Here is a 12545-nt window from a genome sequence, read left to right as displayed (position 1 = left end):
CGTGAAGCAGACCATGACGCCAGCCGAATACAGCGCCCTCGCCCATCCCAGACTCTCCCATCCGGCACGCAGCCTCTATACCCTGCAGCTGCGCCGGCTGGTGCTGGAAAATCGGCAGCAAAGGCTCAACTACCCTGAACTGGGTCGCGCCCTGGCGGTCGTCGATCCGGGCAATCCCGGCAGTTTCAGCTATCAGGTCAACGCCCGCCAGCTGACCGAGCTACTCGACGAGCTGATGGAGGCCGAACTGCTGCAGGTCGAGGCGCAGGCTGACAGTGAGCACTACCATCAGTGCCCCTTCCTGCTGCCACTGCTGAGCCAGCGGGTACGCAGCCCGCTGCCGGAGCGGCCGTTCCAGATGCACCTGCAGTGGCGGCCGGATGAAGAGCTGCCCGCCCTCGCCCGCCTGTGCGGAGTGATCGACGCCAGCTACAGCGAGGAGGATCTCGGCGAGTTCATCGCCTACTGGCTCGGCCGCCCCGAGGTGTTCGATTCCCAGCACCAGTGGATGCTGAAATTCATTCGCGCCCTTAAGGGTCGGCGCTATGCCCGTCGCCAACCGACTGTGGTAGCGGGATATCAGCAGATCACCCCGGCCCCGGCCGAGACGGGCCCGAGCAAGCGGGCACAGGAGATGATCGAAGTGGCCAAGCGTCTCGCTCAGGAGCCGGAGAATGATTGATCCCGGGTATTCGCCGCTGGCACCATTAGCCGTATCATCAGACGCTTGCCATTTCCCTCGCAGAAGGAGCCATTCATGACAGATCCGCACGACCCACTGCGCGAGGAGCTGCAGGAGATCGAGGCAAGACGCCAGAAGATCGCCAAGGCCAAACAGGATCAGCGCGTGCGCGATCCCGAGCTGAGCCGGCATGTGGGTGGCCTGCTCGAGCGCATCCGCCGCCTGCAGGCCCAGACCGGCGGCACTCAGTACGACTACGAGACCCTGCGCAAGGAGTATGACGCCAAGGCCAACGCCGAGGTACGCGAGCTGCAGAAGGCGGCGCGCCAGGAGCGGATCCAGAAGCTGATCGCCCAGGCGGATCTCAATCCGGACTGGATCTTCGACAAGATGGATGCGAGCGACCCCGCCCTGCAGTATCCCATCGAAACAGCCCGCTACTTCATCAGCGGCTTCGAGCACTGGGAGAAGAGCGGCGGCGGCTGCATGCTCATCTATGGCGACTACGGCACCGGCAAGTCCACCCTGGCGGGCGCCGTGGCCCACGAGTTGATCGCGCGCCATCAGAAATCGGTGATCTTCCAGCAGTGGGCCTCCATCGTGGACCGGCTCTTCTTCAACGTCATCCAGGATCAGGAGGAGCGCAACCAGTACCGCCGCGCCCTGGAAGAGGTGGATCTGCTGATCATCGACGAGGTGGCGGCCAACCGCGCCAAGATGGCGGAGAGCCAGTCCAGCTTCCTCGGCCACCTGCTGCGCCGGCGCCGCAACCTGTCGAAAAGCGTCATCATCATCACCAACCACGGCCCCCAGAGCCTGCATCAGGCCATCGGCGACTTCAGCTTCGAGGCGATCAAGGCGTTCAACCCGGTGGACATTCACCTGAGCGGCCCCAGCCGTCGCCCCAGCATAGGCAACTATCAGGGTTGACTCCTCGGGCCGGCGTCCCCGACGTCCGGCCCGTCATTTCCCCTCTCGTCCTCACAAATAAAAACGGCTCTCATTTACAGGAGGGCTGCGCCCTCCTAGGCTAACCCTTTTCTTCAAAGGGAGCCTCTCATGCCAACCACACTCATCTTCGGTGCCAGCCGCGGGCTGGGCCGTGCCTTCACCGGGCAGGCGCTGCGCCAGGGTCACAGGGTCGTCGCCCTGGTGCGCCATGCCGACATGGCCGCCGAACTGCAATCTCTGGGTGTCGAGGTCGTCACCGGGAATGCCCTGGACCCACAGGCCGTGACCATGGCATGCCAGGCAGCCGGCAACGCTGCGCGAGTCATCTCCACCCTCGGCAGCTTCCGCCAGGCCGAGCCCGTCGACTACCTGGGCAATCGCCTGGTGATCGACGAGATGGAGCGGGCCGGGCTCAGCCGCCTGCTGCTGGTGACCTCCCTAGGTTGTGGCGATAGCTGGCAATACCTGCCCCAACGGGCGCGGGAGGCCTTCGGTCACGAGGTGCGTCTGAAGAGTCTGGCGGAGAGCTGGCTGCAGACCAGCACCCTTGACTGGACCATCTTGCGGCCGGCCGGCTTGCAGGATGGGGAGGCGACGGGACAGGCCGAGCTGAGCCAGAACAAGGAGCTACACGGCCTGGTGCGCCGCCAGGATGTGGCGATACGGGGTATGCAACTGCTCACCGACCCGCAGGCCCTTGGCCAGATCTACGCCATCGGCGATCCCGGCCTCAGCCGGGGGTGAGCGGGGCGAATAGCAAAACGGTCAGCCCAGGGGCTGACCGTTGCCGGTGAAGGGGGCCCCTGCGCGGTCTGCGACCGGGCCATCCGGTCTATCCCTCTTGCCTGCCGGGGACTGCTGGCGCCAGCGCAGCAGCAGGCACGCCAGTGTTCCATACAGCAGTGCCAGCCCCCATAGCTGCCACCAGTAGGCAGAGACCTGGGCAAAGCTCGCCCCCATCTGGTTGAGGCGCAGGAAGCCTTCGATGGCCGGCGTGCTCGGCGCCCACTGGGCCAGCCAGTTGAGGGGCGCCGGAATGAGTTCAAGGGGCCAGATAAAGCCGGCGAGGAACACCAGCGGCAGGGATGACACCAGCACCACCTGGGTCGGCAGGTCGCGGCGACTGACCAGGGCCCCCAGCACCACCCCAAGCCAGGTGGTCGCCAGCAGGAACGGCAGGGTGAACAGCCAGAGCGCCCCCGGCGCCGCAGTGCGGGCAATGCCGTAGTGATCGAAGCAGAAGCCGAAGAAGTAGGTCACCGGCAGCACGAAGAGCCCCCCCACCACCAGGGTGCGGGCCAGCAGCAGCGCCAGCACGGGGGCACTCTGCCAGTAACCTGACTCCCCACGGCGGCTGCGCTGGTTCTGGGTCGCCCCCAGGATGCCGGTGCCCATCAGCAGCACCTGGTGCAGGATCAGCACGAATACCGCCGGCACCACATAGTTCACATAGCCCATGGTGGGGTTGAACACAGGCAGCACGTTGAGGGCCACCGCATTCCAGCCCATGGCGGCCTGGGGCAGCGCCTCCCCATGGCTCAGCAGCCGGGCCACCTTGATCTGGGCGGCGAGCGTCCCCCCCGCCTGGGCCAGCCCTTCGGCTATGGTGCCGTAGACCAGGAAGTAGGAGGCATCGCCCGCATAGCCCAGGGTCACGCTCCTGCCCAGCATCAGGTCCCGATAGAAATGGCGGGGGATGTGCAAGATGCCGCTCGCCTTCCCGGCCACCATCATCTGGCGTGCCTCATCGAGGGAGTCTGCCCGCGCCACCAGTTTGACCTGCGCCGTGGCATCGGCCATGAACTCCAGCTGGCGCGAGAGCTGGCTGCCATCCTCGTTGACCACCACCACGGGCTCTTCCCGCGGCAGCTGGTGCAGGTAAGGCTGCGGATAGAGGAAGGAGTAGAAAAGCACGCCGCCAAACAGAGTCAGCATGATGGCGCGATCCGCCAAGAGGGTGCGCAGCTCAAGGCGCAACAGATCGACAAATCCCAGCATCACTCAGGCTCCTTCTCGGCGATTGCGACGGATTGACGGACCAGTTCCGCCTGCTGCCGGTAACGGCGCACCACCAACAGCAGGGGCAGCAGAAACAGCAGCAGTGCCCCGAGCTGGGGCAGTGCCGCCGCCAGCGGCTGGCCGTAGTTGCTCTGGCCTATCTGCAGCTCGACATAGTGAGAGATGGGCAGCAGGCTGCGCCAGAACTGGGCCACATCCCCCATGGCGCTGACCGGAAAGGTGACCCCCATGAAGGCGAATCCCGGCGCCGTGTAGGCACCGGCCAGAGAGAGCGCCCGCGCCGGATCCCGGATGATGGCGTAGAAGAAGGCCCCCATGGTGACGCAGGCGGCCGAGGCCAGCCCCAACCCCACCGTCAGCACCAGCCAACTGCCTTGCATGGGGTACCCCAGCCCCTTGAACAGCAGCAGACTCCACGCCAGCCCCCACCCCCAGCCGATGAGCACATGGGGCAACAGGGTACGCCAGAGGCCGAACCAGACCCCTCTGGTGGTCCAGTCCAACCCGAGGCGATCGGTGCGGGCCAGGGCATTGAGGCCATAGAGCACCACCAGGATCTGCCACACCGCCGGCAACAGGGCGCTCAACAGAAACTGGGCGTAGCTGGAATTGAGGTTGTAGAGCGCCGTCACCTGGCTGGCGATGGGCACCGACTGCCCCAGCGCACCGGGCAGCGCCTTGCCGTCGGCCATGGCCTCCAGTACCCCTACCTGGCCGTTGAGAGTCCCCACCACCTGGGCCAGCGCCGAGTTGACCAGCTTGGCGATCAGGATGAACTGGCCGTTGTTGAACACCGTCACCCTGGGCTGGGTCCCCTCGCGGGCGTCCCGCTCCAGGTGATGGGGGATCACCACCAGGGCGTAGATGTCGCCCCCCCGCAGGGCGTTGGCCCCCTCGTCGATGGCGTCAAACTGCCGCGCTATCTTGAGCCCGGCGGAACCATCGAGAGAGAACGCCAGTTGTCGGGAGAGGGGGCTGCGATCCAGATCCACCAGACCGACCTTGAGATCCCGCGCCAGGCCGGCTGAAAAGATCCAGCACAGGATCCCTATCAGCACCAAGGGGACCCAGCTCGCCAGCGCCCGGCCGATCGGGTCCTGCCACAGCAACCGCCATTCGCGTCCCATCAGAGCTCGACCAGCACGCTCATGCCGACCCGCAGCCCGTCAACCGGCTGCAGGGGGCGCGCCTCCACCTGGAAGCTCTTCATGTCGAACCCCTGGCGGGTGTCGGTGGCACGCCAGGTGGCGAAATCCCCCATCACGGCCACATGGGTCACCTTGAAGCGCACCAGCTGATCCCCCAGGCCGGGAATACGGGCATCAAACTCGGTACCGACCGGGAACCTTGGCAGCAGGTCCTCACGTACATGGAACTGGGCCCAGGCATCCTTCATGTCGAGCAGGGTCACCACGGGGAAGCCCTGGGGGGCCAGCTCGCCGCTGCGCAGCAGCACCTGAGCGACTTCCCCCTCGTGGGGGCTGGCGATGCGGGTGTCGGCCAGATAGGCCTCCACTTCGGCCACTCCCCCTGCCGCCATCTTGGCCTGCTCCCGGGCCGCGACCTTGGTCTCTTCCCGCGCCCCTTCCAGCGCCATCTGGTATTGCTGCCAGGCCATACCCTCGCTGTACTTCGCCGCCTGCCAGGCCGTCCAGGCCTCGTCACGCTTTTGCAGCGACATCACGCCATCCCGGTGCAGGCTGGCGATGCGCTCATAGGTCTTGCCATGGAGCAGGGCGGCCGCCTTGGCCTGCTGCCACTGATCCTTGGCGGCGGCGATCTGCTGGACTCGCGCCCCTTTCTCGGCCTCCTCGGCCATGGCGCCGGCCGCCGCCTGGCCCGCCTTGGCCTGGCTCAGCTTGGCCTCGATCTCGGGGCTCGCCAGGGTGAACGCCAGCTGTCCCCTGGCCAGTTGATCCCCCTTCTTCACCAGCACCTCGTCGATACGGCCCGCCACCTTGGAAGAGACCGAATACTGCTGCGCCTCTATCTGCCCCTGCAGCCGGACCGGTTCCGGCTGATAGGCCAGCCAGAAGCGCCAGCCGAGCCAGAGGACCAGCAGCACCAGGACCAGGGGCAGCAACCAGGGCTTGCCCTGGCTCATCTTCTTCTTGATGGGGGGATGACTCATGAATTCACCTCGGCAAACAGGCGACCCTTGGCGGTCGACACGGACATGAAAACGGGAACGGAGTGGCGCGTGCTCATGAGTTCACCTCGATGGCCTGGCCATGCTGATACTGGTTGAAACTGTTCATCTGGCCGGAGAGCGCCAGCAGGCGGGCCAGGGAGATCACATATTGGTAGGCGGCAGCGGCGCGCTGGGTCTTGACCCCGGCCAGCTGGGTCTGCGCATCCACCACATCCAACGAGGTGGAGAGCCCCTGCCCGAACGCCTTGTCACGCAACCGCACGTTCTCCTCGGCCAGCGCCTGGGTCGAGGAGAGGGAGTGGTACTCCTCCAGCCCCTGGGCCGCCTCGCGCCAGGTCTTCTCGACCAGCAGCTCCAGATCCTGGCGGGTCTTGGCTTGCAGCAGGTTGACCTGGAGTTCGGCGCTCTTGGCCGCCTGGACCGTCTCGGAACGGCCATCACGACTCACCAGCGGCATGCTGACCCCGACCCCGACCAGCCAGTCCGGTGTGGTCTTGGAGACGATGGAGTCATCCTCATAGAGGTTGTAGTTGCCGAACAGGAACAGCTCGGGGGCGTATTTGCCCTTCTCCAGCTTGATCATGCCCTGGGCCTGCTCCTTCTTGGCCGCCAGCAGCTTGAGGCCGGGGTGCACCGCCAGGGTCTCCTGCACCAGGGGAGCGAGCTGTGGCATCCCCTCGTTGATGAAGAGGCGGGTATTGGGCTCAGCCTGTTTGAGCTTGAGCAGGTGACCTAGGGCCAGCTGGGCGATCTCCAGACTGCGTCGCGCCTTCTGGGTGTCGATGCGTGCCCTGTCATAGGCCGACTGGGCCGAAAGGCGCTCCACCTTGGCGATCTGGCCCTGGGCCTCGAGTTTGTTGGCATGATCCAGGTGATGGGCAAGCCCCTCCTCGATCTCCTGCTTGGTTTGCACCACCTGGGCCGCCAGCACCACGCCGAAGTAGGTCTGGGAGAGGCTCTCGAAGGTGGACTGCTGTTTGAGCACCAGCAACTGCTCGGCCTCGCTCACCTGGGCCTGACGAATATCCTGGGCCGCATCGATGCGCCCGCCGGTAAAGAGCGGCCACAGCATCTTGACCGAACTGGTGACCACGTTCTGCTTGGTGAGCGGGGTGACGAAGTCGCTCGGGCTGAGATTGAGCGCCTGCATGACGGGCCCCAGCACCTTGCCGAACTCGGGGTGGTTGGCTATGGGGTTGAGATCCAGCATGTCCAGCTCCATCGGCTGATCGAGGTGGGTATAGCTGGCCCCCACATCCACCTTGGGCAGGTACATGGCCTTGGCCGCCTCCCGCAGTTGCTGGGCCCTCTCCACCCCGGCCTGTTCCGCCGCCAGGCCGTCATCCTGCTGGATGACCCGGCTCCAGGCCTCGCTGAAGCTGACCGTCTGCGCCTGGGCCGACCCCAGCACGACACCCAGCAGGCATGGGCAGAGCAATTTGATGAACCTTGCCGTCATACATCCCCGATCCGTTTGTAATGAAATTGTGTGGAGCTTTTGCTCGATTCAGGCCCGCTATCATAGCCTAAACCGGCCAAGGAAGGAGACTCACAATTCACCGCGCCCCTCACCCATTTGACACTGAACATGCTCCCAGACAATATGCCCGATTTTCAAGCACTCCTGAATTTGCAAGCCTTGGCGCGACGTTTTTTTCAGAAAAAAATGGCTGACGCTCAAATACTAACCTTTTCTCCTGACTAAAAAATGCGTAATATACGCCGCCCTAAGCCGATGGTAACCGTGTAATGCAGATAGGTCCCCACACGCTTGAAACTCCCCTGATCGTGGCCCCCATGGCCGGTGTAACAGACCGACCATTTCGTGAACTCTGTTTGCGGCTGGGTGCCGGCATGGCCGTTTCCGAGATGCTGCTGGCCAACCCGGATGTCTGGGATACCCAGAAAACCCGGATGAGAATGGATCACTCTGCAGAAGGTGGCTTGCGATCGGTCCAGATTGCCGGTGCCGACCCCGAGATGATGGCGTTTGCTGCCCGCTACAACGTGGAGCAGGGCGCTCAGATCGTCGACATCAACATGGGATGTCCGGCAAAAAAAGTGAATAAGAAGCTGGCAGGTTCCGCCCTGCTGCGCCAACCAGACCTGGTCAGATCCATCTGCCGGGCCGTGGTGGACGCGGTGGAGGTGCCTGTCACCTTGAAGATCCGCACAGGATGGGATCCGGATAACCGCAATGGCGAGGAGATCGCCCGAATCGCCGAAGATTGCGGTATCGCGGCCCTTGCCGTGCATGGTCGTACCCGTGCCTGCCTCTACAAGGGTGAAGCGGAGTACGACACTATCAGGGCGATTAAGCAGGCCGTATCGATTCCTGTTGTCGCCAATGGCGACATCGATAGCCCGGAGAAGGCCCGGTATGTCCTCGACTATACCGGTGTCGATGCCGTGATGATCGGCCGTGCTGCGCAAGGACGACCCTGGATTTTCCGGGAAATTCGCCATTTTCTTGAGACGGGCACCAAGCTGCCACCTCCCGACAGGGAAGAGGTTCGCACCCTGATGAACGAGCATGTCACCAATCTGCACCGGTTTTACGGTGCCTATCTGGGGGCGCGCATTGCCCGTAAACACGTGGGCTGGTATCTGGATGAAGAAGAGGCGGGCCGAGAATTCCGTAAGCACTTCAATGCCCTGGATTGTGCAGACGCACAGCTTGAGGCACTCGAAGCGTATTTCGATGGATTAGGTTAACGCATAACTAAAGAGCCGACCGAATATGTTCGAACAAACCCTGACTTCTGATGCATTGGTAACAACTACTCACAATCACGCTGCCGAGCCGACCCAACGCCCCCTGCGTGACTCTGTGCAACAGGCCCTGCGTAACTACCTGGCCCAGTTGAACGGTCAGGAAGTGATTGATCTGTACGATATGGTTCTCTCCGAAGTCGAAGCCCCCATGCTGGACGTGATCATGCAGTACACCCGTGGTAACCAGACTCGCGCCGCCGTGATGATGGGCATCAACCGCGGTACCCTGCGCAAGAAGCTCAAGCGCTACGGCATGAACTGATCTCAGTCCCTGTCTGCAGTGCGGAAAAAGGCGTATCCCAGCGATGGGATACGCCTTTTTCTATGGCCGGTCATTTCGACGCGGGCCGTCACTCGGCTGCCAACTTGACCCCTAACCCCACGAACAGCCCTCCCATCACGCGGTTCAGCCAAGTTGCTACCCGGGCGGGCAATCGCACCTTGCGGCTTGCAAACTCGGTGGAAAACGCCAGCAGATGGCACCAGATCATGCCGTTGAGGTTGAAGATGCAACCCAGCACGATGAAGGCCAGCGCCTTCTGCGGCGCAGCGGGATCGATAAACTGGGGCACGAAGGCGAGGAAGAAGAGCGCCACCTTGGGATTGAGCACATTGGTGAGCAACCCTTGCCGGAAGATCCGCCCATAGGAGAGCCTGGGCAGTGCCACAGCCTCATTCCCGGCGACCGCAGCGCCAGTCCTATGCCTGAGCAGTGATATCCCCAGATAGACCAGATAGAACGCCCCCATCAGCTTGATGACGGCGAACAGCTCGGCCGAGGTACTCAGCAGGGCCGACAGCCCCAGGGCTGCGGCTAGCACGTGCACCATGGTGCCCGTTCCTATCCCCAGCGCCGCCACCGAGCCGGCCCGCCAGCCTTGTGAACCGCTGCGCAGCATGATAAGCAGGGAATCCGGTCCCGGCATCATGTTCAACAGCAGACCGGAGACGATAAACAACGCCAGATCGTGGATCCCCAACATACACAGCTCCCTTATCGATGAGATTCACAGTCTAAGGATCCGGCAACGCTTGTCACTCCCTCCCGCCGCAATAGTGATCATCAGAAAAAGGAATGGTAACTCATTGCACCCAAGGTCATGAGCCCCCAGGGCGACTGGTAACCACCTTGGCAGGCAGACACTTTGTGCGGAGGAAAGGGGATGGCAGATGCAATAGAAGCCGGAGGAGTAGCGGAGTAAAGATAGGCAAGGCTACGCGGGAGCCGAATTTCAGGCAAATAAAAAACCCCGCTCAAATGAGCGGGGTTTCTCGTGTTGGGTGCCTGGCAGTGTCCTACTCTCGCATGGCGAATGCCACACTACCATCGGCGCTACAGCGTTTCACTTCTGAGTTCGGCATGGGGTCAGGTGGTTCCACTGCGCTATTGCCGCCAGGCAAATTCTTCAATCCAGAAAGCTGACGTGAGTAGTGATGTTGCGCTTGGCTTGTCACTATCACTGAATTTGTTAGTAGTTCATGCACTTGCTACAAGGCCAGAAACACTTCTTGGGTGTTGTATGGTTAAGCCTCACGGGTAATTAGTATGGGTTAGCTCAACACGTCGCCGCGCTTACACACCCCACCTATCAACGTTGTGGTCTCCAACGGCCCTTTAGGACCCTCAAGGGGTCAGGGATGACTCATCTCAGGGCTCGCTTCCCGCTTAGATGCTTTCAGCGGTTATCGATTCCGAACTTAGCTACCGGGCAGTGCCACTGGCGTGACAACCCGAACACCAGAGGTTCGTTCACTCCGGTCCTCTCGTACTAGGAGCAACTCCCTTCAATCATCCAACGCCCACGGCAGATAGGGACCGAACTGTCTCACGACGTTCTGAACCCAGCTCGCGTACCACTTTAAATGGCGAACAGCCATACCCTTGGGACCGACTTCAGCCCCAGGATGTGATGAGCCGACATCGAGGTGCCAAACACCGCCGTCGATATGAACTCTTGGGCGGTATCAGCCTGTTATCCCCGGAGTACCTTTTATCCGTTGAGCGATGGCCCTTCCATTCAGAACCACCGGATCACTATGACCTACTTTCGTACCTGCTCGACCTGTCCGTCTCGCAGTTAAGCTGGCTTATGCCATTGCACTAACCTCCTGATGTCCGACCAGGATTAGCCAACCTTCGTGCTCCTCCGTTACTCTTTGGGAGGAGACCGCCCCAGTCAAACTACCCACCAGGCACTGTCCGCGAGCCCGATTCAGGGCCCTGCGTTAGAACATCAAACATACAAGGGTGGTATTTCAAGGACGGCTCCAGCGCAACTGGCGTCACGCCTTCAAAGCCTCCCACCTATCCTACACATGTAGGTTCAATGTTCAGTGCCAAGCTGTAGTAAAGGTTCACGGGGTCTTTCCGTCTAGCCGCGGGTACACCGCATCTTCACGGCGAATTCGATTTCACTGAGTCTCGGGTGGAGACAGCATGGCCATGGTTACACCATTCGTGCAGGTCGGAACTTACCCGACAAGGAATTTCGCTACCTTAGGACCGTTATAGTTACGGCCGCCGTTTACCGGGGCTTCGATCAAGAGCTTCGCTTGCGCTAACCCCATCAATTAACCTTCCGGCACCGGGCAGGTGTCACACCCTATACGTCCACTTTCGTGTTTGCAGAGTGCTGTGTTTTTGATAAACAGTCCCAGCCATCTGGTCACTGCGACTCCCGTCAGCTCCATCCGCAAGGGACTTCACCAACAAGAGCGAACCTTCTCCCGAAGTTACGGTTCTATTTTGCCTAGTTCCTTCACCCGAGTTCTCTCAAGCGCCTTGGTATTCTCTACCCGACCACCTGTGTCGGTTTGGGGTACGATGACTTGTAATCTGAAGCTTAGAGGCTTTTCCTGGAAGCAGGGCATCAATGGCTTCCGCACCGTGGTGCGTTCGTCTCGTGTCTCAGTGTTGTGTCTCCGGATTTGCCTAGAAACACCACCTACGCACTTTCACCAGGACAACCGTCGCCTGGCCCACCTAGCCTTCTCCGTCCCCCCATCGCAATTACAAGTCGTGCAGGAATATTAACCTGCTTCCCATCGATTACGCCTTTCGGCCTCACCTTAGGGGTCGACTCACCCTGCCCCGATTAACGTTGGACAGGAACCCTTGGTCTTCCGGCGAGGAGGCTTTTCACCCCCTTTATCGTTACTTACGTCAGCATTCGCACTTCTGATATCTCCAGCATGCCTCTCGACACACCTTCGCAGACTTACAGAACGCTCCCCTACCACTCACGCTTAGCGTGAATCCGCGGCTTCGGTGCCTGGTTTGAGCCCCGTTACATCTTCCGCGCAGGCCGACTCGACTAGTGAGCTATTACGCTTTCTTTAAATGATGGCTGCTTCTAAGCCAACATCCTAGCTGTCTGAGCCTTCCCACATCGTTTCCCACTTAACCAGAACTTTGGGACCTTAGCCGGCGGTCTGGGTTGTTTCCCTCTTCACGACGGACGTTAGCACCCGCCGTGTGTCTCCCGGATAGTACTTACTGGTATTCGGAGTTTGCATGGGGTTGGTAAGTCGGGATGACCCCCTAGCCCAAACAGTGCTCTACCCCCAGTAGTATTCGTCCGAGGCGCTACCTAAATAGCTTTCGGGGAGAACCAGCTATCTCCGAGTTTGATTGGCCTTTCACCCCCAGCCACAGGTCATCCCCTAACTTTGCAACGTTAGTGGGTTCGGTCCTCCAGTTGATGTTACTCAACCTTCAACCTGCCCATGGCTAGATCACCCGGTTTCGGGTCTACACCTTGCAACTAGACGCCCAGTTAAGACTCGGTTTCCCTACGGCTCCCCTATACGGTTAACCTCGCTACAAAATGTAAGTCGCTGACCCATTATACAAAAGGTACGCAGTCACCCCGAAGGGCTCCCACTGCTTGTACGTACACGGTTTCAGGTTCTATTTCACTCCCCTCACAGGGGTTCTTTTCGCCTTTCCCTCACGGTACTGGTTCA

General features: G+C 61.3%; 10 protein-coding genes and 2 rRNA genes (1 of these 12 cut by a window edge). 5 read left to right on the top strand and 7 right to left on the bottom strand.

Annotated elements, in window-relative coordinates:
- The first annotated feature begins 13 nt into the window (after positions 1 to 13).
- The 3 genes from I6L39_RS10420 (at position 14) to I6L39_RS10410 (ending at position 2377) form a co-directional block, all read left to right on the top strand.
- On the top strand, positions 14 to 682 hold the full coding sequence (locus tag I6L39_RS10420; RefSeq protein ID WP_216991720.1) for a DnaT-like ssDNA-binding domain-containing protein: 669 nt from the start codon (positions 14 to 16) through the stop codon (positions 680 to 682).
- A gap of 75 nt (positions 683 to 757) precedes the next feature.
- A complete protein-coding gene (locus I6L39_RS10415; protein WP_216991719.1) occupies positions 758 to 1612 on the top strand; it encodes a DnaA/Hda family protein in 855 nt (284 codons plus the stop codon).
- A gap of 129 nt (positions 1613 to 1741) precedes the next feature.
- Positions 1742 to 2377 carry an SDR family oxidoreductase gene (locus tag I6L39_RS10410; protein WP_216991718.1) on the top strand — a complete coding sequence of 212 codons (636 nt, stop codon included), beginning with the start codon at positions 1742 to 1744 and terminating at the stop codon, positions 2375 to 2377.
- Positions 2378 to 2398: 21 nt separating this feature from the next.
- Here the strand turns inward: I6L39_RS10410 and I6L39_RS10405 are convergent, their stop codons facing one another.
- The 4 genes from I6L39_RS10405 to I6L39_RS10390 form a co-directional block, all read right to left on the bottom strand.
- Positions 2399 to 3631, bottom strand: a complete 1233-nt coding sequence (locus I6L39_RS10405) for an ABC transporter permease (RefSeq protein WP_254203768.1) — start codon at positions 3629 to 3631, stop codon at positions 2399 to 2401.
- Positions 3631 to 4779, bottom strand: coding sequence for an ABC transporter permease (locus I6L39_RS10400; RefSeq protein ID WP_216991717.1), 1149 nt, complete (start codon positions 4777 to 4779; stop codon positions 3631 to 3633). Before I6L39_RS10400 ends, I6L39_RS10405 begins: the two co-directional genes overlap by 1 nt.
- Positions 4779 to 5783: an HlyD family secretion protein gene (locus I6L39_RS10395; RefSeq protein ID WP_216991716.1), complete on the bottom strand. Its 1005-nt coding sequence runs from the start codon at positions 5781 to 5783 to the stop codon at positions 4779 to 4781. The genes I6L39_RS10400 and I6L39_RS10395 overlap by 1 nt, the downstream gene beginning before the upstream one ends.
- Before the next feature lie 73 nt (positions 5784 to 5856).
- Entirely contained in the window at positions 5857 to 7263 is a 1407-nt protein-coding gene (locus I6L39_RS10390; RefSeq protein ID WP_216991715.1) for a TolC family protein, read from the bottom strand.
- Positions 7264 to 7553: 290 nt separating this feature from the next.
- On the opposite strand from I6L39_RS10390, the gene dusB reads away from it, so the two are divergent.
- Both dusB and fis read left to right on the top strand, forming a co-directional pair.
- Positions 7554 to 8519 (top strand): tRNA dihydrouridine synthase DusB, encoded by a 966-nt coding sequence (gene dusB / locus I6L39_RS10385; RefSeq protein ID WP_042076799.1) that lies wholly within the window; start codon positions 7554 to 7556, stop codon positions 8517 to 8519.
- Between the two features lie 25 nt (positions 8520 to 8544).
- On the top strand, positions 8545 to 8841 hold the full coding sequence (gene fis, locus I6L39_RS10380; protein ID WP_005309538.1) for a DNA-binding transcriptional regulator Fis: 297 nt from the start codon (positions 8545 to 8547) through the stop codon (positions 8839 to 8841).
- A gap of 88 nt (positions 8842 to 8929) precedes the next feature.
- On the opposite strand, the gene I6L39_RS10375 is transcribed toward fis, so the two are convergent.
- The 3 genes from I6L39_RS10375 to I6L39_RS10365 all read right to left on the bottom strand — a co-directional run.
- Positions 8930 to 9562: a LysE family translocator gene (locus I6L39_RS10375; RefSeq protein ID WP_216991714.1), complete on the bottom strand. Its 633-nt coding sequence runs from the start codon at positions 9560 to 9562 to the stop codon at positions 8930 to 8932.
- Between the two features lie 300 nt (positions 9563 to 9862).
- Positions 9863 to 9977 (bottom strand): 5S ribosomal RNA (gene rrf / locus I6L39_RS10370).
- 122 nt (positions 9978 to 10099) lie between these two features.
- Positions 10100 to 12545: ribosomal RNA gene (locus I6L39_RS10365) — 23S ribosomal RNA — on the bottom strand (it continues 443 nt past the right edge of the window).

This window comes from Aeromonas sp. FDAARGOS 1409 (genome assembly GCF_019048705.1).
Lineage (GTDB): Bacteria > Pseudomonadota > Gammaproteobacteria > Enterobacterales > Aeromonadaceae > Aeromonas > Aeromonas sanarellii.
The sequence above is the reverse complement of the archived record's forward strand: the minus strand, read 5'-3'. Positions and strand labels throughout refer to the sequence as shown.